The organism is Aeromicrobium flavum (genome assembly GCF_007992115.1).
Taxonomy (GTDB): domain Bacteria; phylum Actinomycetota; class Actinomycetes; order Propionibacteriales; family Nocardioidaceae; genus Aeromicrobium; species Aeromicrobium flavum.
Window position 1 is genome coordinate 25263 of record NZ_BJZQ01000006.1, and the last position, 20405, is coordinate 45667.

At 72.0% G+C, this 20405-nt stretch carries 16 protein-coding genes and 1 tRNA gene; 9 read left to right on the forward strand and 8 right to left on the reverse strand.

Annotated features, from left to right (window positions below):
• Nucleotides 1-257: 257 nt before the first annotated feature.
• From AFL01nite_RS07835 to AFL01nite_RS07845, 3 genes are all read right to left on the reverse strand, one after another.
• The gene (locus AFL01nite_RS07835; protein WP_084527694.1) at nucleotides 258-1184 is read right to left on the reverse strand and encodes a tyrosine-type recombinase/integrase; all 927 of its coding nucleotides are present in this window, start codon (nucleotides 1182-1184) and stop codon (nucleotides 258-260) included.
• A gap of 170 nt (nucleotides 1185-1354) precedes the next feature.
• Nucleotides 1355-1428 (reverse strand) — tRNA-Met (locus AFL01nite_RS07840).
• A 74-nt stretch (nucleotides 1429-1502) separates the two neighbouring features.
• Nucleotides 1503-4949: a proline dehydrogenase family protein gene (locus AFL01nite_RS07845; protein WP_146827121.1), complete on the reverse strand. Its 3447-nt coding sequence runs from the start codon at nucleotides 4947-4949 to the stop codon at nucleotides 1503-1505.
• A gap of 111 nt (nucleotides 4950-5060) precedes the next feature.
• Between AFL01nite_RS07845 and AFL01nite_RS07850 the strand changes: the two genes are divergently transcribed.
• Genes AFL01nite_RS07850 through AFL01nite_RS07860 form a run of 3 tightly spaced genes read left to right on the forward strand, consistent with a single transcriptional unit; the run spans nucleotide 5061 to nucleotide 8171 of the window.
• Complete coding sequence (locus AFL01nite_RS07850) at nucleotides 5061-5963, forward strand: LysR substrate-binding domain-containing protein (protein WP_146827122.1); 903 nt, start codon at nucleotides 5061-5063, stop codon at nucleotides 5961-5963.
• Between the two features lie 10 nt (nucleotides 5964-5973).
• Nucleotides 5974-7695 (forward strand): ubiquinone-dependent pyruvate dehydrogenase, encoded by a 1722-nt coding sequence (poxB, locus tag AFL01nite_RS07855; RefSeq protein ID WP_146827123.1) that lies wholly within the window; start codon nucleotides 5974-5976, stop codon nucleotides 7693-7695.
• An 8-nt stretch (nucleotides 7696-7703) separates the two neighbouring features.
• Complete coding sequence (locus AFL01nite_RS07860) at nucleotides 7704-8171, forward strand: aminoacyl-tRNA deacylase (RefSeq protein ID WP_146827124.1); 468 nt, start codon at nucleotides 7704-7706, stop codon at nucleotides 8169-8171.
• 12 nt (nucleotides 8172-8183) lie between these two features.
• On the opposite strand, the gene AFL01nite_RS07865 is transcribed toward AFL01nite_RS07860, so the two are convergent.
• From AFL01nite_RS07865 to AFL01nite_RS07875, 3 genes are all read right to left on the reverse strand, one after another.
• Entirely contained in the window at nucleotides 8184-11021 is a 2838-nt protein-coding gene (locus AFL01nite_RS07865) for a UPF0182 family membrane protein (protein ID WP_246119642.1), read from the reverse strand.
• A 139-nt stretch (nucleotides 11022-11160) separates the two neighbouring features.
• Nucleotides 11161-11706 (reverse strand): PPA1309 family protein, encoded by a 546-nt coding sequence (locus AFL01nite_RS07870; RefSeq protein ID WP_222593444.1) that lies wholly within the window; start codon nucleotides 11704-11706, stop codon nucleotides 11161-11163.
• Nucleotides 11699-12769, reverse strand: coding sequence for a YlbL family protein (locus tag AFL01nite_RS07875; RefSeq protein ID WP_222593445.1), 1071 nt, complete (start codon nucleotides 12767-12769; stop codon nucleotides 11699-11701). Before AFL01nite_RS07875 ends, AFL01nite_RS07870 begins: the two co-directional genes overlap by 8 nt.
• A gap of 99 nt (nucleotides 12770-12868) precedes the next feature.
• On the opposite strand from AFL01nite_RS07875, the gene AFL01nite_RS07880 reads away from it, so the two are divergent.
• The gene (locus tag AFL01nite_RS07880; protein WP_146827126.1) at nucleotides 12869-14167 is read left to right on the forward strand and encodes a zinc-dependent metalloprotease; all 1299 of its coding nucleotides are present in this window, start codon (nucleotides 12869-12871) and stop codon (nucleotides 14165-14167) included.
• Nucleotides 14164-14736 carry an NUDIX hydrolase gene (locus tag AFL01nite_RS07885; RefSeq protein ID WP_146827127.1) on the forward strand — a complete coding sequence of 191 codons (573 nt, stop codon included), beginning with the start codon at nucleotides 14164-14166 and terminating at the stop codon, nucleotides 14734-14736. The genes AFL01nite_RS07880 and AFL01nite_RS07885 overlap by 4 nt, the downstream gene beginning before the upstream one ends.
• On the opposite strand, the gene AFL01nite_RS07890 is transcribed toward AFL01nite_RS07885, so the two are convergent.
• The gene (locus AFL01nite_RS07890; RefSeq protein WP_146827128.1) at nucleotides 14660-15166 is read right to left on the reverse strand and encodes a M48 metallopeptidase family protein; all 507 of its coding nucleotides are present in this window, start codon (nucleotides 15164-15166) and stop codon (nucleotides 14660-14662) included. The two genes, AFL01nite_RS07885 and AFL01nite_RS07890, sit on opposite strands and share 77 nt — an antisense overlap.
• 350 nt (nucleotides 15167-15516) lie before the next feature.
• On the opposite strand from AFL01nite_RS07890, the gene AFL01nite_RS07895 reads away from it, so the two are divergent.
• The 3 genes from AFL01nite_RS07895 (at nucleotide 15517) to AFL01nite_RS07905 (ending at nucleotide 17978) form a co-directional block, all read left to right on the forward strand.
• Nucleotides 15517-15675: a DUF5679 domain-containing protein gene (locus AFL01nite_RS07895; RefSeq protein ID WP_146827129.1), complete on the forward strand. Its 159-nt coding sequence runs from the start codon at nucleotides 15517-15519 to the stop codon at nucleotides 15673-15675.
• A gap of 98 nt (nucleotides 15676-15773) precedes the next feature.
• On the forward strand, nucleotides 15774-16577 hold the full coding sequence (locus AFL01nite_RS07900) for a hypothetical protein (RefSeq protein ID WP_146827130.1): 804 nt from the start codon (nucleotides 15774-15776) through the stop codon (nucleotides 16575-16577).
• A gap of 36 nt (nucleotides 16578-16613) precedes the next feature.
• Nucleotides 16614-17978 (forward strand): ABC1 kinase family protein, encoded by a 1365-nt coding sequence (locus AFL01nite_RS07905; RefSeq protein ID WP_146827131.1) that lies wholly within the window; start codon nucleotides 16614-16616, stop codon nucleotides 17976-17978.
• A gap of 4 nt (nucleotides 17979-17982) precedes the next feature.
• Here the strand turns inward: AFL01nite_RS07905 and AFL01nite_RS07910 are convergent, their stop codons facing one another.
• The gene (locus tag AFL01nite_RS07910) at nucleotides 17983-19989 is read right to left on the reverse strand and encodes an ATP-dependent helicase (RefSeq protein ID WP_146827132.1); all 2007 of its coding nucleotides are present in this window, start codon (nucleotides 19987-19989) and stop codon (nucleotides 17983-17985) included.
• A gap of 118 nt (nucleotides 19990-20107) precedes the next feature.
• Between AFL01nite_RS07910 and AFL01nite_RS07915 the strand changes: the two genes are divergently transcribed.
• A complete protein-coding gene (locus AFL01nite_RS07915) occupies nucleotides 20108-20362 on the forward strand; it encodes a mycoredoxin (RefSeq protein WP_146827133.1) in 255 nt (84 codons plus the stop codon).
• Nucleotides 20363-20405: the final 43 nt, after the last annotated feature.

Consider the following 20405-nt stretch of genomic DNA (forward strand, 5'->3'; position numbering starts at 1 on the left):
TGCGCCAGCACAACAAGCGTCTCCTTGGGGTCGCGGCCGGGAGGAGTCGGATGACGCTGTCGGGGTGGGTGGCGAGGTCGTCCTTGACGTGCGGCGCGGCGCGACGGCGGCGCTGCCGGGGTTGGACGGGACGAGTGGTCAATGCGGTCATGGTGCTTCTTTTCTCGAGGCGGGCACGAATTCGCAATACTCGAAGCAAACGGAGCGTTTCAATCTTCGGGTGGGTCTTCTTCCGCTCTCCCGAGGCTCCAACGCGTTCACAGGTTCCCGAGGTCGAGACGCCGGGCTTCGGCGGCGGCGCGTTCGCTGGCGTTGGCGCGGGTGTAGCGGATGAGCATCTCGACGCGGGTCCAGCCGGCCATGGCCATCAGGCCGGACTCGGAGCCGCCGGCGGCCAGCCAGCGGTGGGCCGCGGTGTGGCGGAGTCGGTGGGGTCGGAACCCGGTGATGCCGGCTCGTTCGGCGCGTCGGCGCAGGGAGCGGTAGAGGGCGTCGGCGGCGAGCCCGCAGCGACGTTCGCCGAGCCAGAGTTCTTCGCGATCGGCATGGGGCTGGGTGGTGCGAACGGCGAGGTAGGTGCGGATCGCGGTAGCTGTGGCCTGGCCGATGGGGATGACGCGGCCGCGGCCGCCCTTGCCGCGCCGGATCGTGACGAGGCCAGTCGCGAGGTCGAGGTCGCCCGCGGTGAGGGCGATGACCTCGCTGAGCCGGATCCCGGTCTCGGCCATCAGCCGGATGATTGCCTCGTCGCGGGCGTGCCGTAGCGGACGCGCCGTCGCGGGAACGTCGGCGGCCTCCGGCTGGCAGGTCTGCAGGAGCGCGCGGACCTGCGCGACAGTGAGCGGGTCGACCACGGGCTGGTCCAGCTTGGGCGAGGTCATGCCCTGGAACGGGGCACCATCCAGGTGCCCGACTGCGAGAAGCCAGGCAGCGTAGCGGCGCACGGCCTGTTGCCGGATCCGCGCCGTGCTGGGCGACCGACCGGCAGCCAGCATGGTCGTGATCCAGGTCTGCAGGCTGGTGCGTCGCATCGGCGGCAGGTCCTGGGTCTCGGTCCAGGTCAGGTAGCGGCCGACGGCGTCGAGGTAGAGGGCGATCGTCTTGGGGCTCTTGCGCTCGGAGGTGAGCGCGAGGCGCCACTCGGGCAGGAGGTCGCGGGCGGTGGTGGTAGTGAGGTCAGTCATGGCGACAACCGACCAGCGGGCCGTCAGCGTCACGCGCTCAGCAAAGGCCGACGACTACGACGCGAAGCGGGGACGTGGTTGGTCCGGATAACTCAGCCGTAAGTGGTACGAGAATCAAGTCTCTAAATGCTTTCAGGCTCGGAATCCGTAGATTCCGAGCCTGAACTTTGTAGCGGGGGCAGGATTTGAACCTGCGACCTCTGGGTTATGAGCCCAGCGAGCTACCGAACTGCTCCACCCCGCGTTGCTCAGACAACATTACCGGAGGGTTACTGCGAGCCCAAATCGGGGTGGGTGTGTTCCCGACCACGGGGCCGCTCAGAGCAGCGCGTCGGTGAGGTGGTTCGGCGTGCCGAAGCGATGCGCGGTGATGCTGATCGCCTGTTCTCGCAGGAACGGCAGCAGCTCCACGCGGCCCGACTCGGTGACTCCGTGCGCATGGACCGCCAGCTTCGGGTCGCCACCGTTCTGCTCCTCCAGCGCCGAGCGGCTGCCACCGACGAGCCGGAGCCGGGAGTCGAGGTAGCTCGGGGCCACCGCCGTCCACGGCGCCTCGTCCATGATCATCCACGAGGCACCGTGCCGCTGGATCACATCGGTGACCGTCCTCGGCAGCTCGAAGGCCGACCACACGATCAGCCGCGCCCCCGACAACAGGCCGGCCCCGATGACCCGCAGACCGTCCACCAGCCGCGCGTCCTCCGCCAGGCGGATCCCGACCAGGGGGACGGGCACGTAGCGCAGGATGTTCCGCTCGGCCGCCAGGCCCGAGACGTCCGTGACGACACCGAACTCGTCGCGCCAGGCCAGGGCGTCGCTGGCGAACGCGCGCTCCAGGAACGCGAGGTCGGCCGCCGGCAGCTCAGCGTCACGCGCCGCCTGCAGGAGCATCGTGGCGCTCTCGCCGAGGTCCGCACCCGCGGTCGCAGGCGCCGGCGCCCACTCCCCCAGTCCGAACAGGTAGTGCGGTCCACCGGCCTTCGTGCCGGGCCCGATCGACGACTTCTTCCAGCCGCCGAACGGCTGGCGCCGCACGATCGCGCCCGTCGTGCCCCGGTTGACGTACAGGTTGCCCGCCTCCACCCGGTCGAGCCAGAGCTCGATCTCCTCCGGGTCGAGCGAGTGCAGCCCGGCGGTCAGTCCGTAGTCCACGGCGTTCTGCAGCTCGATCGCGCCCTCGAGCGAGTCCGCCGTCATGATGCCCAGCACCGGACCGAAGTACTCCTTGAGGTGCGTGCGCGATCCGCCCTTCACGCCGGTCCGGATCCCCGGGGTCCAGAGCCGCCCCTCCTCGTCGAGCCGGCGGGGCTCGACGAGCCACTCCTCACCCTTGCTCAACTTCGTCAGCCCCTTGAGCAGCTTGCCCGCGGCCGGCTCGATGAGCGGACCCATCTGCGTCTCGGGGTCCTGCGGCCAGCCGACGGTCAGTGACGTCACGGCATCGACCAACTGCTCGCGGAAGCGGGTCGACTCCGCGACGGACCCGACGAGGATCACCAGCGACGCCGCCGAGCACTTCTGGCCCGCGTGCCCGAACGCGGACGCGGCGATGTCCTTGGCGGCGAGGTCGAAGTCCGCCGAGGGCGTCACGACGATCGCGTTCTTGCCGCTCGTCTCGGCCAGCAGCGGCAGGTCCGGCCGGAACGTCCGGAACAGCTTGGCGGTCTCGTAGGCGCCGGTCAGGATGAGCCGGTCGACCCGCGGGTCGGAGACGAGGCGCCGGCCGAGGTCGGACTCGTCGACGTGCACGAGACGCAGCACCTCGCGCGGCACGCCGGCCTCCCACAGCGCCTCGACCATGACCGAGCCGCAGCGCGCGGCCTGGGGCGCCGGCTTGATCACGACCGCCGAGCCCGCGGCCAGCGCCGCGAGTGTCGAACCGGCCGGAATCGCGACCGGGAAGTTCCACGGCGGCGTCACCACGGTGAGGCGCGACGGCACGAACGTGGCACCGTCGACCGCATCGAGCTCCCGCGCGGACTGCGCGTAGTAGCGCGCGAAGTCGATCGCCTCGGACACCTCGGGGTCGCCCTGGTCGAGGGTCTTGCCGGCCTCCGACGCCATGACCTCGAGCAGGTCGGCCCGGCGTTGCTCCAGGCGATGCGCGGCACGCTCGAGGACCTCGGCACGCTCGGCCCCGGACCGGCGTCCCCACGCCTCACCCGCCGCCACCGCACCGGAGACGACCGACTCGAGCGCCTCCGCGTCGCGCAGGGTGTGCTCCTCCACGAGGTCGGCGCCGAGGGTCGACGCCGGCACGCGCTCCAGGATGGCGCGCGCCCACGCCCGGTTCGGCGCCAACGAGGGGTCGGTGTCGGGCGTGTTGGCGAAGGCCGTTCCGCTGGGAATGGCCTCCACCGGTGCCGACCGGTCCTGCGTACGGTGCGGTGCGGGCACGGAGTCGTCGACCTCGGCCAGGGACGCCAGGAACCTGTCCCTCTCCCGCTCGAACAGCTCGTCGTTGTCGTTGAGCTCGAAGACGGCCGACATGAAGTTGTCGTGGCTCGCGCCCTCCTCGAGCCGCCGGATCAGGTAGGCGATCGCCACGTCGAAGTCCTGCGGGTCCACGACGGGCGTGTAGAGCAGCAGGTTGCCCACCTCGCGACGCACGACGTCGGCCTGGCTCTGCGCCATGCCCAGCAGCATCTCGAAGTCGACGCCCTCCCGGACGCCCCGTTGCCCGGCCAGCAGCCACGCGTGGGCGAGGTCGAAGAGGTTGTGGCCCGCCACGCCGATGCGCACGTTCGCGACCCGCTCCGGGTGCAGCGCGTGGTCCAGCACCCGCTTGTAGTGGGCGTCCGTCTCCTGCTTGGTCGACCACGTCGCCAGCGGCCAGCCGTGCACCTCGGCGTCGACCCGCTCCATCGGCAGGTTCGCACCCTTGACCACGCGCACCTTGATGCCGGCCCCGCCGCGCGACCGCCGCGCGGCCGCCCACTCCTGCAGGTGGATCATCGCGGCCATCGCATCGGGCAGGTACGCCTGCAGCACGATCCCGGACTCGAGCTGCTCTAGGCCCGGCGTGTCGAGGATCCGGGTGAAGACTGCGAGAGTCAGGTCGAGGTCGTGGTACTCCTCCATGTCGAGGTTGATGAACTTCGGCGTGGCCGCCGCGGCCGCCTGCTCGTACAGCGGCAGCAGGTTCTCGGCGACGTGCTCGACCGCCTCGTCGAAGGCCCACCGCGAGTGGGGCGGCACGATCGCCGAGACCTTGACCGACACGTAGTCGACGTCGTCCCGCGCCAGCAGGTCGTGCGTGCCCTGCAGCCGGCGCGACGCCTCCCGCTCGCCGAGCACCGCCTCACCGAGCAGGTTGATGTTCAGTCGCACGCCCTCGCGCCGGATCTTCGCGATCCCCCGGCCGAGCTGCGCCGGACGGGCGTCGACGACCAGGTGCCCGACGAGCGAGCGCAGGGCGCGCCGCACCACGGGGATCACCAGGCGTGGAGCGCGGCGTCCGGCCAGCGCACCGACCCGGACCGCCTGGCGCAGGTGCCAGGGCAGGAACGCCGGGACGTCCCGGGCCAGCAGGGCGAAGTTCCGGGCGGCGATCACCGGGTCCTCGGGCCGGATCACCCCGTCGATGAAGCCGACGGTGAAGTCCAGGCCCTTCGGGTCCTTGAGCAACGCGGCGAGCTGGGCGCCGGCCCGGTCGGCCGGCACCTTCGCGGACTCGGCCAGCCAGTGGCGCACCAGGGCCACCGACTCCTCCCCCAGGTCGCCCGCGGGAGGCACCACCGAGTCGTGGGTCACGTGCTGGGTCACGGGCGTGCCTTCCGAGAGCGGATTCGCGTTCCCCGCCAGTCTGACCCGCGTGACTGGTTAAGGTAAAGCGATCTTTCGTGACCGATAACGATCAGGTGAGGTGAACGATCCGTGCTCGACGTCCGACGACTCCGCCTCCTGCGCGAGCTCCAGCTCCGCGGCACGCTCGCCAGCGTGGCGGCCGCGCTGCACCAGAGTCCGTCGTCGGTCTCGCAGCAGCTCTCCCTCCTCGAGCAGGAGGTGGGCGTCCAGCTGCTGCGCAAGGTCGGCCGCCGCGTCCAGCTGACTCCCCAGGCCGAGATCCTCGTCGAGCACACCTCCGCCGTCCTCGAGCGACTCGAGCAGGCCGAGTCCGACCTGGCCGCTTCCCTCGCCGAGGCCACCGGCACGTTCCGGCTGGCCGTGTTCCAGTCGGCGGCCCTGGCCCTCATGCCCACGACCCTCTCGATCCTCGAGGCCGAGCACCCGCGCCTGCGCGTCACCATGACCCAGCGCGAGCCCGAGTCGGCGCTGCACGAGACGTGGGCCCGCGAGTTCGACCTCGTCATCGCCGAGAAGTACCCCGGGCACAGCCCACCCTGGCACGCCGAGCTCGACGCCGTCGACCTCACGACCGACGAGGTCCGGCTGGCGGTGCCCCCGTCCGGCTCGCCGCTCCGCGAGATCACCACCATCGCGCAGGCCGCCGACGCGCCGTGGGTGATGGAGCCGCCGGGGGTCGCGTCGAGGCACTTCGCCGAGCAGGCCTGCCGGCTCGCCGGCTTCGAGCCGGACGTCCGCTACGAGACCGCCGACCTGCAGGCGCAGGTGAGCCTGATCGAGTCCGGTCACGCCGTCGCCCTGCTGCCCGACCTGCTGTGGCTCAACCGCGAGCCGCCGGTCGCCCTGCACGACCTCGAAGGACGGCCTCGCCGGACGATCTTCACCTCCGCGCGGCGCGCGTCGGCGCAGTCCCCGGGGGTCGTGGCCACCCGCCGGGCGCTCTCCCGTGCGGTGGCGGCCCACCCCGCCTAGCGTCGAACCCATGGCGACCATCGCGCAGAACATCGTTCAAACCCTGGAGGCGAACGGGGTGGAGCGCGTCTACGGCATCCCCGGCGACTCGCTGAACGGCTTCACCGACGCGCTGCGCACCTCCGAGATCGAGTGGGTCCAGGTCCGCCACGAGGAGGCCGCCGCCTTCGCCGCCGCGGGCGAAGCCGCCACGACCGGCCGCCTGGCCGTGTGCGCGGGCAGTGCCGGCCCGGGCAACCTGCACCTGATCAACGGGCTGTTCGACGCGAACCGCTCGCGGGTCCCGGTGCTGGCGATCGCCGCGCACATCCCCACGTCCGAGATCGGCACCGGCTACTTCCAGGAGACCCACCCGCAGGAGCTCTTCCGCGAGTGCAGCGTCTTCGCCGAGCACGTCTCCAGCGCCTCCCAGATGCCGCGGATGCTGCGGATCGCCCTGCGTGCGGCCATCGAGCAGCGGGGCGTGGCCGTGCTCGTCGTGCCGGGCGACATCGCGCTGATGGACGCCGATGACGAGACCGTCACGACCGTGCGCCCCGCGGAGCCGCGGGTGCTGCCGTCGGTCGACGAGCTGCGCCGCGCCGCCGAGCTGCTGGACGCGGCCGGCAAGGTCACGATCCTCGCCGGCGCGGGGTGCGCGGGCGCTCACGACGAGGTGGTCGCCCTGGCCGAGCACCTCGGCGCCCCCGTCGTGCACGCGATGCGCGGCAAGGAGCACCTGGAGTGGGACAACCCGTACGACGTCGGCATGACCGGCCTGCTCGGGTTCGCGTCCGGCTACCGCGCGATCGAGTCCTGCGACGCCCTGCTGATGCTCGGCACCGACTTCCCCTACCCCGACTTCTTCCCGCCGAAGGCGACGATCGTGCAGGTCGACGTGCGCGGCGAGCAGCTGGGTCGGCGCGTGGCCCTCGACCTCGGCCTCGTCGGCACCGTCAAGGACACCGCCGAGGCCCTGCTGCCGCTGGTCGACCGCACGAAGGACCGCCGCCACCTCGACGACGCCGTCGAGCACTACGCCAGGACCCGCGAGAAGCTCGACGACCTCGACGAGCCGGTGAAGGAGGGACGCGCCCAGCACCCGCAGTACGTGGCCCGGGCGATCGACCGCCTGGCCGCCGACGACGCGGTGTTCCTGCCCGACGTCGGGTCGCCCGTCATGTGGGCCGCGCGCTACCTGACAATGAACGGCCGGCGCCGCATCGTCGGGTCGTTCTCGCACGGGTCCATGGCCAACGCCCTCCCCCAGGCCATCGGCGTGCAGGCCGCCCACCCGGGCCGCCAGGTGATCGCGATGTCCGGCGACGGTGGCCTGACGATGATGCTCGGCGAGCTCATCACCCTCGTGCAGCAGCGCCTGCCCGTGAAGATCGTGGTCTTCGAGAACAGCTCGCTGAACTTCGTCGAGCTCGAGATGAAGGCCGCCGGCTTCGTCAACTGGGGCACCGAGCTGGCCAATCCCGACTTCGCCGAGGTCGCCCGCTCGATCGGCCTGCTGGGCCTGCGCGTCGACCACTCGGCCGACCTCGAGCCCGCACTGGCCGAGGCGTTCGCGCACGACGGGCCCGCCCTGGTCAACGTCATCACCGAGCGGCAGGAGATCACCGTCCCGCCGTCGGTCAAGGCCGAGCAGGTCAAGGGCTTCACCCTCTACGCGCTCCGCACCGTCATGTCCGGACGCGGCGACGAGCTGGTCGACCTGGCCAGGGCGAACCTGCGCCAGGTGTTCTGAGGAGGATCATGAGCGAGGAACGAGCCATCGCCGCCCTGGAGGCGGCCGGCGTCCCCTACCGCGTCACGCGGCACGGCCACGTCGGTTCGCTGGCCGAGGCGGCCGCCCTGCGCGGCGTCGACCCCGACCGCATCGTGAAGACGCTCGTCGTGCGACGGGCCGACGACGACCACCTGTTCGTGCTCGTGCCCGGCGACCGCCAGATCAGCTGGCCCAAGCTGCGCGGCCTGCTGGGCGTCTCGCGGCTCTCGATGCCACCGCCGGAGGACGCCTTCGCCGCCACGGGCTACGAGCGCGGCACGATCACGCCGTTCGGCTCGTCGCACCCGTGGCCCGTGGTCGCCGACGAGCAGGTCACCGGCACCATCTCGCTCGGTGCCGGCGCCCACGGCGTCGCCGTGACGGTCGAGGCCCGGGACGTCATCGCCGCCCTGGACGCGACCGTCGCCGACGTCACCGACTCCCCCACCGACTGACGCCGGCGCGGCCTACTTCTCGAGCGCCCGCTGCGCCGCCTCGAGCGCGGCGGCCATGTCGTCGATGCGTGCCTGGTACGTGGCCAGGTTGCCGTCCTCGAGGGCGGCCTGGGCCTGGTCGTAGTACCGCGACGCGTCAGCCAGGTACTGCTCGGCCGTCTTCGCCTCACCGCCACCACCGCCGGCTCCGGGCTCGGGCGCCGGCTCGTCGTCGGCAGCCGGAGCGCTGCCCTCCTCCAGGCCGAGGGCGACCCGCAGCGCCTCGTCGAGCGTCTGGCCCACGCCGACGCCGTCACCGAACGTCGCCGTGATCAGCTGGAGCACCGGGTAGGAGCCCTCGCCCACGCGCTGGATGTAGATCGGCTGGACGTAGAGCATCGCGCCGCCGACCGGCAGGGTCAGCAGGTTGCCGCGCAGGATCCGCGTGTTCTGCGACTGCTCGTACTGCAGCAGCGCGGCACGGACGCCGGCGTCGGACTCGAACTGCGCGGCGATCTGGTTCGGGCCACCGACCCGCGTGTCACTGGGCAGCTCGAGCACCTGGAGCTTGCCGTAGTTCTCGGTGTCGGACGCCTCGGAGTTGACGCTCATGAACGCCGCGAGGTTCTGCCGGTTGTTCGGCAGGTAGATGCTCGTCAGGCTGAACTTCGGCGTCTCGTCGCCCGGTCGACTCGTCGACAGGTAGTACGGAGGCTGCTTCGTGCTGCCCGACGCGGACGGGTCCTCGGGGATCTTCCAGCGCTCGCCGTCCTCGTAGAACGTCTGCGCGTTCGTCACGTGGTAGCGGCTGAGCACGTCGCGCTGGACCTTGAACAGGTCGACCGGGTAGCGCAGGTGCTGCAGCAGCTCGGGGCTGATCGTCGACTTGGGCTCGACGACGTCCGGGAAGACCTTCGACCAGGTCTTCAGGATCGGGTCCTCGGTGTCCCACTCGTAGAGCTTCACGGTGCCGTCATACGCGTCGACCACGGCCTTGACCGAGTTGCGCATGTAGTTGACCTGGTCGGTGGGCAGCGCGATCTGGCTGGCGCCCTCGGTCAGGGTGTCGCTCGTCGCGGTGTTCAGCGAGCGCGACTCCGAGTACGGGTAGGTCTTGCTGGTCGTGTAGCCGTCGACGATCCAGACGACCTTGCCGTCGACGACGGCCGGGTACGTGTCGCCGTCGAGCGTCAGCCACGGGGCGACCTTGCGGACGCGGTCGCGCGGGTGGCGGTCGTAGATGATCTTGGAGTTCTCGTTGACGCGGTCCGAGAGCACGATCTTCGGCTCGGCGAACTTGAACGCGTAGAGCGCCTGGCGGAAGAGCGAGCCCATGCCGACTCCGCCCTTGCCGTCGTACGTGTTGGCGGTGGAGTCGCCGCCCTCGGGGGCCTCGTCCTCGGCGGTGCCTCCGCCGCGCGGCGTGTCGACCTCGATCGGGTTGGCGCCGTCGGGGCGACCCACGATCGAGTAGCTCGGCGACTTCTCGCCGAAGTAGATGCGCGGCGCCTTGTCGAACTCGAGCTCGCCGGTGGGCGGGATGTCCTTGGCCACCCAGACCGGCTCGCCCTGCGAGCCGCGCTGGTTGCCGTACGCCGCGATGACGCCGTAGCCGTGCGTGTAGACCGTGTGGTCGTTCGACCACGTGCGCTGCGTGGACTGCAGGCCGTCGAGGTCGACCTCGCGGGCCGCGATGATGACGTCCTGCGGCTGCGGGTCGTCGCCGAGCGCGTACCGGTCGACGTCGAGCGTGTTCTGCACCGTGTAGTAGCCGCGGACCTGCTGCAGCTGCTGGAACGCGGGCGAGATCAAGGTGGGGTCGAGCAGTCGGGTGCTGACGCGGGCCTCGGCCGACGCGTTGAGCTCCTTGGGCGTCAGCTCGGTCTTGGCCGAGTAGTCCTGGGTGGCGACGTCGGCCACCCCGAACGCCTCGCGGGTGCCCTCGATGTTCTTCTCCAGGTACGGACCCTCGCGGTCGGGCTCGGAGGGGTTGACCTGGAACTGCTGCATGATGGCCGGCCACGCGGCGCCGATCAGCAGCGAGGTCAGGAACCACAGGCCCAGGCCCAGCGCCGGCAGCGTCCAGGAGCCCAGGAAGATCGTCGAGAAGAACATCAGCGCGCACAGGATCGCGACGACCATGAGGATGTTCTTGGCCGGGATCTCGGCGTTCGCCGCGGTGTAGGTGATGCCGTCGAACAGGCCCGACGTGTCGTACGACATCGCGTAGCGGTCGAGCCAGTAGTTGGCCGCGCGCACGAGCATCGCCAGGCCGACCAGCACGGCCACCTGGATCTGCGCGGCGCGGCTGAAGTTGGGGCCCTTGTTGCCGAGCCGGATGCCGCCGAAGACGTAGTGCACGAACGCCACGGCGATCGCCGTGAGGATCAGCAGGGCGAACAGGTACGACACCAGGAACTGCAGCCACGGCATGTCGAAGACGTAGAAGCCCACGTCCTTGCCGAAGTGCGGGTCCTTCGTGCCGAACGACTCGCCGTTGCGCCACAGCTGGAACGACTCCCACCGGCTGCTGCCGATGATGCCGGAGAAGAAGCCCACGAACAGCGCCACGGCGAGCAGCGCCCAGCGGGCGATCGGCGCGATCGCCATGCGGTACCGCGCGGCCGGGTCGTCACGACGCAGGCCGAGCGGGTTGGGGCGGTTGCGGTGCGCGAGCCACACGTTGACGCCCACGACGAGCGCCCCGAACAGGGCGAAGGCCACGAACAGGCCCATCCGCGTGAGCAGGACGGTGGTGAACACGCCCTCGAAGTCGACCGACTTGTACCAGAGCCGCTCGGTCCACAGGCTCACGAAGAGCGAGCCGACGACCAGCAGCAGCGCCAGCGTGATGATCGTCGGGATCAGCACCCGTCGCCCTCGGTCGGAACGCGGCTCAGGCTCGCGTCGAGGGGGTGTCGATCCGAAGATGTCGCTCACGGTGCTCCTGGCTCACGGCAGTGTGGGTCTGGTGGGCGCCAGCCTACGGGGTGTGGAAGAACCCCGAGGGTCAGGCGTCGTCGGCGAGGGTCTCGGTCAGCAGCTCGACCAGTCCCGGCACGAGGCCGGGGCCCTCGATCAGCGGCGCGTCGGCGGGAACCCGGGGGCGCACGGCCACGTGGGCCGGACCGTCGCGCAGGACCGCCGCGACGATGCGCATCTCCTGGCGGTCGGGGTGCTCGGCGGCGAACTCGACGGCCGCGGTCGGGTCGTCCGGCAGCTGCGCCTCGGCCTCGGCGGGCAGCGTGAGCCGCTCCATCACCACGGCGCACCCCGCCACCTCGCCCGGCCAGCCGATCTCGGGCAGCAGGTCCTCGACCTCGCGGCCCTGCGGCAGCTCCTGCTCGATGGGCGTGTACGACTCGGGGTCGCCGAGCTCGTCGGCCAGCTCGGGCTGCGCGGCGAGCAGGTCGGCGGTCAGCACGAGGGCGAACAGGCGCGGCGGCTGGTCCCAGCCGCCGTCGCCCACGTGGGACTCGACCTCGAGCGCGGCCTGGCGCACCGGCGAGTCCTCCCCCATGCCGTCGCCCGTCACGGTCAGTCGCGGATCAGCCACAGCTCGACACCTTCTCCTTCGGGTTCTTCGCGAGCGTGCCCACGGCATCGATCGCGTCCTTGAGTTTCTCGACCTTCACCAGTGTCATGCCGAAGTCGTCGCCCCGCGTCGCCTCGTCGCAGTTGGACGCCGGCACGAGGAAGATGTCGGCGCCGGCGTTCGCGGCTCCGGCCATCTTCTGGCGGACGCCGCCGATCGCACCGACCGTGCCCTCGGGATCGATCGTTCCCGTGCCGGCGACGTTCTGCCCGCCGGTGAGCGCCCCGGGCGTCAACTGGTCGTAGATCGCCAGCGCGAACATGGCGCCGGCGCTCGGACCGCCGACGCGGTCGCCGATGTGGTTCTCGATCTCGACCGGGAACTCGAAGCCCGAGCCCACCGAGATGCCGACCCGCGCCTTGGACGGGTCGTCGCCCATCGAGGTGGTCCTGATGGTGACGGCACCCTCCTTGCCCTCGCGGAGGTACCCGATCGTGGCGTCGGTGCCGGGCTTGCGACCGCTGATGGCCTCGCCGACGGCCTCCTGCGACGTGACGCGACGGCCGTCGACGGCCACGATGAGGTCGCCCACCTCGAGCTTGCCCTCGGCGGGCCCGCCGTCGACGACGTCGGCCACCTTGGGCACCTCGGTGACCTCGCGGCCCAGCGCCCGCAGCGCGGCGGCGCGGGAGGCGTCCTGCGAGCTGGCCAGCTCGGCGGCGCCCTCGGCCTTGCTGTCCTCGTCGGTCTGGCGGTCGGGGTAGATGAAGTCGTGGGGCACGACCGCGACCTCGGGGTCGAGCCAGCCCTCGATCGCGCCCGCCAGCGACATCCGCGACTCGGCGCGCGTGACCGACACCGTCGTGAAGTCGAGTCGTCCGTCGGTCGGGTAGGTGCGCACGTCGTCGCCGAACGTCAGCATCGGCGTGCCGTCCAGCTCGCCCAGCGTGTTGAAGACGGGTCCCGGGCGCATCGTCACGTACGGCACCGGCAGGAAGGCCACGAGACACGTCAGCACGGTCAGGAACGACAGGCCGACCGCGAGGGTGAGCGTGCGCCGGCTCAGGCGCATCGGGGATGACACACCGACACCCTAGAGGCAGCGCCGAAACCCCTGCGGGAGCGAACCGAACGCACCCACCGCGGGGGCGTGTGGTTGGGCCCCAGCGCCTAGGCTGGGCCCATGGCCGAGGAACCCCGCGAGGACCCGCAGAACCCCTTCAAGGGCACGCCCCTGGAGGGCTTGTTCGGACAGATGGGCGGGGGTCAGTTCGACCTCGGCCAGATGATGTCCCAGATGCAGCGGATGTTCGAGCCGCACGAGGGCACGGTCAACTACCGGCTCGCCGCCGACGTGGCCCGCCACGCGGTGGCCGCGGCCGGGGACGATCCCAGCCCCCACGCCGGCCAGACCGGCGCCGTCGCCGATGCGGCCCGCCTCGCCGAGATGTGGCTCGACAAGGTCACCGGACTGCCGTCCGGCGCGACGTCCGCCCTGGCCTGGAGCCGCGCCGACTGGGTCGAGCAGACGATGGACACGTGGCAGGTCATGGTCGAGCCCGTCGCCCAGCACGTCGTCGCCTCCATGGGCGAGGCGCTCCCGCCCGAGGCCAAGGCGATGGCCGGCCCGCTGGTGGGCATGCTCAACCAGGCCGGTGGCGCGATGTTCGGCCAGCAGCTCGGCTCGGCGATCGGGGCGCTCGCCACCGAGGTGCTCTCCTCCACCGAGGTGGGCCTGCCGCTCGGGCCCGAGCACAGCGCCGCCGTGCTGCCGCACAACGTCGCCGCCCTCGCCGACTCCCTCGAGGCCACTCAGGCCGACGTCCTGCTCTACGTGATGCTGCGCGAGAGCGCCCACCACCGCCTCTACGCCCACGCCGCCTGGCTGCGCGCCGCCGTCCTGGGCGCGGTCGAGGACTTCGCCCGCGGGATCCGGATCGACGTCGCCTCCATCGAGGAGCAGATGCGCTCGATCGACCCGACGAACCCCGAGGCCATGCAGGAGGCGCTGTCCGGCGGGCTCCTCGATCCCGCGCCGACCCCCGAGCAGGAGCGCGCCAAGGAGCGGCTGGAGCTGCTGCTCGCGCTCGTCGAGGGCTGGGTCGACGAGGTCGTCGCGCAGGCCACCGCGGGCGTCATGCCCGCCGCCGGCGCCCTGGCCGAGGCGTTCCGCCGCCGCCGCGCCACCGGCGGTCCGGCCGAGGAGACCTTCGCGACGCTCGTGGGCCTCGAGCTGCGGCCCCGCCGCCTGCGGGACGCCGCCAACCTGTGGTCGGCCCTGCGCGACCAGCGCGGCGCCGAGGCCCGCGACAGCGTGTGGAGCCACCCCGACCTGCTGCCGACCTCGGCCGACCTGGACGACCCGCTGGGATTCTGCGAGCGGCAGACCGGCGAGCTCAGCGACGCCGACTTCGACGCCGCCCTGCAGCAGCTGCTGTCCGCGGACGACTCCGGCGACGGCTCCGACTCCGACGACCGGTGAGCCTGACCGACGACATCCGTCGGGTCCTGGCGACGTGGTCGCCGCCCGACGCCGAGCAGGGCGTCCTGCGCGAGGTCTTCGCCGGCCACGCCCGGGCGCACGACGAGCCCGGCGCGCGCGCCTGCGCCCCCGACCACGTGACGGCGAGCGCCCTGGTGGTGTCCGCCGACCACGACCGCGTGGCGCTCGTCCTGCATCCCAAGTTCGATCGCTGGCTCCAGACCGGCGGTCACTGCGAGCCGGGTGATCCGTCCCTCGCCGAGGCGGCACGCCGCGAGGCCACCGAGGAGACCGGGATCGACGGACTGACGATCGACCCCGACCCGGTGCTGCTCTCCCGGCACCCGGTGCGCTGCCACGAGGGCGGACACCACCTCGACGTGCAGTTCGTGGCAGTCGCGCCGCGCGGCGCCGAGCCCACGTGCTCGGACGAGTCCGACGACGTCCGGTGGTTCGCCCTGGACGCGCTGCCCGAGCCGACCGACGCGTCGGTCAGGAGTCTCGTCGCTGCTGCCAGCTCACGCCTTCGAGGAACCCCATCGCCTCGTCCGTCCGCCGGAAGCGCCTGACGATCGCGTCGAAGGCGCGGCCGTGGCCGGACACGACGAGGTGGGCCAGCTCGTGCACGATCACCGCGTCGACGACGTGCTCGGGCATGTCGCGCAAGCGGTGCGACAACCGGATGGTGCGGTCGGCGGGCGTGCACGACCCCCATCGCGTGCTCTGGTTGGTGACCCACCGCACCGAGGCGGGCGCGGGCGCCTCCGGGACGTAGAGCTCGGCCAGTCGCGCCGCGCGCTCGATGAGTGCCGCGTCGGAGCGCGTGACCGTGCGGCGCTGCTCTCGGGCATCGAGCTTCGCGACCATCTCGGCGACGGCACGGCGCTCCTCGCGCGCGGACATGGCGGCCGGGATCATGACGATCGTGCGACCCCCTTCGCGGCGCGCCGAGACCGTGCGCTTCCGACGCGCGCTGCGTCGCACCTCGACCTCGGCCATGGCTCCACGGTATCCACAGGGAAGTGGGACGTTTGTGCAGGTCAGCGGGCTTGCATCGACGGCGGCCTCCTGCAGGCCGACCGACTGTCCACACCGATCCTCACACCCCACCCGGCGTGGCCCACAAGCTTGTCCCCAACATTGTCCACAGGCGGTGGACAGACCTCCGGACGGGCCATTGACCCCGGCCGGGGACAGGCCCTACCTTGAGCCGTGTTGAAGCCCTGCTTCCGACGCGCAAGGGGAAGGCGCGCCGGGCGGGGCTTCAGCCTTGCTCCCAGCGGTTTTGCGCCTAGGCTGAGCGTGACCTGCGCCACATTCGGCGGTGCAGCATCGGCAAGGAGGCCGTTATGGCGGAGACATGGACGGGCGAGTTCTACTGCGTGAAGTGCAAGGACAAGCGCGAGACCAGCGGTGAGGTCCAGGTCAGCGAGAAGGGCACCCGCATGGCCAAGGGCGTCTGCCCCGAGTGCGGCACGAAGCTCAACCGCATCCTCGGCAAGGCGTGAATCACCGCGGTGGGGGCGGGTGACCGCCCCCACCGCCGTCCCGCCCGGGCCTGTGGACCACGCGCCCCGCGCCGCCTGAGGTCAGTCACGATGGGCCGGTGCCCGCCCCGCCCGCTCCCGCCGCCGCGCGTGGCCCCTGCCTGCTGCCGGGAGCGATGCTGCTGCGCCGCGACGTCCGCACCCTGCAGGTCGGCACCAGTCCGGGCGTCCTCGTGCGCGACCGACCCGGGCTCGTGCGCGTCCTGCGCCTGCTCGACGGGTCCCTCGACCTCCCGCGGCTCGCGGCCCTCGTCGCCCGCGACGTCCCGGAGTTCACCGACGACCTCGGTGCCACGCTCGACCGGCTGATCGTGTCCGGCGCCGTGATCGCCCCCTCCCCCGCCGCGCCCGCGGCGCGCATCGCCGTGCGTCACGACCGCTCGACCGCCTCGCTCGCCGCGCTGCTCCTCGACGTGTTCGGCCCGCCGCCGACGGACCCCGACCTCGAGATCCTGCTCACCGGCGGCGAGCCGCCCCGGTCGACCTTCGAGAACCTCGTCGCCGCGGGCGTGGTCCACCTCCCCGTCACGCTCGACGAGCGACGGGTCCGCATCGGGCCGCTGGTGGCCCCCGGCGCCACGCCCTGCCTGGGCTGCCTGGACGCCCACGTGATCGCCGCCGACCCGGGGTGGTCGGCGCTGCTGCCGCAGTTCGAGCGCTCGCGGCTGCTGCCGCAGGCACTGCCGCTCGGCGTGCTCTACCGCGCCGCCGCCGAGGTGGTCCACCAGGTCGACTGCCTGCGCCTCGACCGGCGACCGCCCACCGTCGGCCACGTCGTCTCTGTGGGACCCGGCCCGGCCGACGTCGACCTGCGGGACGTGCCGTTCGCGGCAGACTGCGCCTGTCGACTCCTGCTCGCATGACCGGGCCGATGCGGCACGCGCCACTATCCTGACCACGTGGCCGACGACGACCAGGACGATCCGCGCGACATCCCCCTCACCGGCAGCGCGCTGCGCCGCGGGGCACGCCTGGCGAGCCTTCCGGCCGGGTTCGCGGCGCGGACCACCTGGGGCATCGGTCGCCGCCTGGTCGGTGCGCCGGCCGCCGCGGTCATGACCGACGTCCAGCGCCGCACCGCCGACCAGGTCTTCAGCGTGCTGGGCCAGCTCAAGGGCGGCGCGATGAAGTTCGGTCAGGCGCTGAGCATCTTCGAGGCCGCCCTGCCCGAGGAGGTCATCGCCCCGTACCGCGAGGCCCTCACGAAGCTGCAGGACGCCGCCCCGCCGATGGGCGCGGCCACCGTCAAGCGCGTCATGACCCGCGAGTTCGGCGCCGACTGGCCCGAGCGCTTCCCCGAGTTCGAGATGACTCCCGCCGCCGCGGCGTCGATCGGCCAGGTGCACCGCAGCCTGTTCATCGCCGAGGGCGGCGCCGAGCCGGTCCGGGTGGCCGTCAAGATCCAGTACCCCGGCGCCGCCGAGGCACTGAACTCCGACCTGCGCCAGATCGGCCGGCTGGCCCGCCTCATGGGCACGCTGATGCCCGGCGTCGACATCAAGGCCCTCGTCCGCGAGCTCCAGGAGCGCGTGGCCGAGGAGCTCGACTACTCCCTCGAGGCCGACGCGCAGGCGCAGTTCGCCGACGCCTTCGCCGACGACCCGAACATCGTCGTTCCCCGGCCGCTGGCGCACACCGAGCGCGCGCTCGTCTCGGAGTGGCTCACCGGCGACCGCTCCCTGGCCGACATCATCGCGAACGGGACCCAGGAGGAGCGCGACCACTACGGCGAAACCTACGTGCGCTTCCTCTTCGAGGGTCCCGCGCGCGCCGGCCTGCTGCACGCCGATCCGCACCCGGGCAACTTCCGCGTGCTGCCCGACGGGCGGCTCGGCGTGGTCGACTACGGCGCCGTCGCTCGCCTGCCCGACGGACTGCCCGCGCCGATGGGCCCCCTGCTGCGAGCCGCGGCCGACGGCGACTACGTCACGGTGGCCGACGGGCTGCGCGCGGAGGGCTTCGTCCGCGCCGGCAGCCGGGTCGAGCCCGACGTGCTGGCTCGCTACCTCGCCCCGATCGTCGAGCCCGTGGCCGTCGAGTCGTTCGGCTTCGATCGCGACTGGCTGCGGCGCCAGGGCCAGCGGCTCGCCGCGCCCGGAGCCGAGGGCATGGGCACCGCGCTGAAGCTCACCGTGCCGCCGAGCTACCTGCTGATCCACCGCGTCTGGGCCGGCGGGGTCGGCGTGCTGTGCCAGCTGGGTGCCACGGCGCGCTTCCGCCAGATCGTGGCGGACTCCCTGCCCGGCTTCGACGACCCGGCCTGAGCACTCAGGCGTCGGCGACGATCCCGAGCACGCCCTCGCCGTACTTCTCCAGCTTCGACTGACCGACGCCCGAGATCTGCAGCAGCTGGTCGCCGCTGGAGGGCCGCACCGCGGCGATCGCCTTGAGCGTCGCGTCGTTGAAGACGGTGAAGGCGGGCTTGCTCTCCTCCTGCGAGACCTCCTTGCGCCACGCGCGCAGGCGCTCGAACAGGGCCTCGTCGTAGTCGAGGTCGGGTTGGGGCAGCCGCACCTTGCGCTTCGGCGCGCGCGAGACCTGGACCGACTCGGGCAGCAGTCGGTCGAGGAACCGGCTGGGCTTGCGCCGCGCCTGTCCCCCGGCCTTGCGCGCGGCCGACCACGACACCATGAGGTGACGGCGGGCGCGGGTGATGCCGACGTAGAACAGCCGGCGCTCCTCCTCGACGGCCGCGGGGTCGTCCATCGTGGCGACGTAGGGCAGCGTGCCCTCCTGCGCACCGGCGACGAAGACGGCGTCCCACTCCAGGCCCTTGGCCGCGTGGAAGGTGGACATGGTGACCCCGTCGGTGGACGGCGCGTGCGCCTGGTCGGCGCGGCGGTCGAGGTCGGCGACGAGCGCCGCGAGATCGGCCTCGGGCTGCTCCTGCGCGAGATCGATGGCCATCGTGTGGATGGCCATCAGCGACTCCCACCGGTCGCGCACGGCGCCGCGCCCCTCGGGCGGGGTCTCGGAGAAGTCCATGGCGGCGAGCACGGCACGCACGTCGTCGGCCAGCGAGCCCGACCCCTCGCCCGCGCGGGCGGACCCGCGCAGCAGCGTGACGGCCTGGCGCACCTCGGGGCGCTGGAAGAAGCCCGTGCCGCCACGCATCGAGTACGGGATCTGCAGGCGACCCAGCGCCTCCTCGTAGACCTCGGACTGGGCGTTGATCCGGTAGAGGACCGCCATCTCGCGGTAGGGCACGCCCTGGCGGTGCAGCGCCACGATCCGGTCGGCGATCGCGTCGGCCTCGGCCGGCTCGTCGGCGAACGGCCGGTAGTCGACGGCCGGGCCGGGCGAGTTCTGCGACTGCAGCCGCACCCCGAGCGTGACCGAGGGGCCGCGCCCGGCGAACACCTCGTTGGCGGCCGCGACGATCTGCGGGCTGGAGCGGTAGTTGCGGACCAGCTCGATCCGCGGCGCGTCGGGGAACCGGCGCGTGGTGAAGTCGCCCAGGATCGTGGCCGAGGCGCCGGCGAACGTGTAGATCGTCTGGCGGGGGTCGCCGACGACGCAGACCTCGTCGCGCCCGCCCAGCCACAGGTCGAGCAGCGTGGACTGCAGCGGGTTGACGTCCTGGAACTCGTCGACGACGAACCACTTGTACTGGCGCCGCACCTCGGCCGCGATCGCCGGCTCGTCGGCGAGGATGGCGGCGGTGATCAACAGGATGTCCTCCATGTCGATCCGGCCGCGGTCGCGCTTGACCTGCTCGTACGAGCGCAGGATGGCGCCCACCTCGCCCGGGTCGATGTCGCCGACCGTGCGCTGGCGGCGTACCGCCTCGGCGCCGTAGTCGTCGGGGCGGACGTTGGAGACCTTGGCCCACTCGACCTCGGCCGCGAGGTCGCGCAGCGTGGCCTGGTCGGCGCGGACGCCCACCTGCCGGGCGGCCTCGGCCACGAAGGCGAACTTCGACTCGAGGATCTGGGGGAAGTCGGTGCCGTAGACCCGCGGCCAGAAGTACCGCGCCTGGCGCAGCGCCGCGGAGTGGAACGTGCGGGCCTGCACGCCGTGGGCGCCGAGCGTGCGCAGCCGCTCGCGCATCTCGCCGGCCGCCTTGACCGTGAACGTGACCGCCAGGACCTCCATGGGCTTGTAGACGCCCGTCGCCGTGCCGTAGGCGATGCGGTGCGTGATGGCCCGCGTCTTGCCCGTGCCGGCGCCGGCGATGACGCACACCGGGCCGCGCAGCGTGGTGGCGACCTCGCGCTGCTCGGGGTCGAGTCCGTCCAGGAGGGCGTCGGCGTCGAGGCGTTCGGGGAGGGCCATGGTCTCCGATCGTGGGAATGCGGGTGGCAGGCTGGAGGTTGATGGTGGTGTGCCGTCCGATCGACGATTCGCGCGATCGACGGCCCCACGACAGCGTAGTGCGAGGGAGCGACAGTCCATGACCGAGTCAGCCAGCGGAACCTTCACGATGTACAGCACCCCGTGGTGCGGGTACTGCCACCGCCTGAAGTCCCAGCTCAAGCGCGAGGGCATCGAGTTCGACGAGGTCGACATCGAGCAGCAGCCCGACGCCGCCCAGATCGTCGAGCAGGCCAACGGCGGCAACCAGACCGTGCCGACGCTGGTCTTCGCCGACGGCACGGCGCTGACGAACCCGTCCGTCGCGCAGGTCAAGGCCCAGCTCGGCCTCTGAGCCGCCCACGCCACCAGTCCCGCCGAGTGGCGCAGAATCGCCC

Excerpts from the sequence above, each read along its gene's own strand:
- AFL01nite_RS07880 (WP_146827126.1), top strand. The coding sequence starts at position 12,869 with ATGGCCGAGGAACCCCGCGAGGACCCGCAGAACCCCTTCAAGGGCACG.
- AFL01nite_RS07895 (WP_146827129.1), top strand. The coding sequence starts at position 15,517 with ATGGCGGAGACATGGACGGGCGAGTTCTACTGCGTGAAGTGCAAGGAC.
- AFL01nite_RS07835 (WP_084527694.1), bottom strand. The coding sequence starts at position 1,184 with ATGACTGACCTCACTACCACCACCGCCCGCGACCTCCTGCCCGAGTGG.
- poxB (WP_146827123.1), top strand. The coding sequence starts at position 5,974 with ATGGCGACCATCGCGCAGAACATCGTTCAAACCCTGGAGGCGAACGGG.
- AFL01nite_RS07915 (WP_146827133.1), top strand. The coding sequence starts at position 20,108 with ATGACCGAGTCAGCCAGCGGAACCTTCACGATGTACAGCACCCCGTGG.
- AFL01nite_RS07890 (WP_146827128.1), bottom strand. The coding sequence starts at position 15,166 with ATGGCCGAGGTCGAGGTGCGACGCAGCGCGCGTCGGAAGCGCACGGTC.
- AFL01nite_RS07860 (WP_146827124.1), top strand. The coding sequence starts at position 7,704 with ATGAGCGAGGAACGAGCCATCGCCGCCCTGGAGGCGGCCGGCGTCCCC.
- AFL01nite_RS07910 (WP_146827132.1), bottom strand. The coding sequence starts at position 19,989 with ATGGCCCTCCCCGAACGCCTCGACGCCGACGCCCTCCTGGACGGACTC.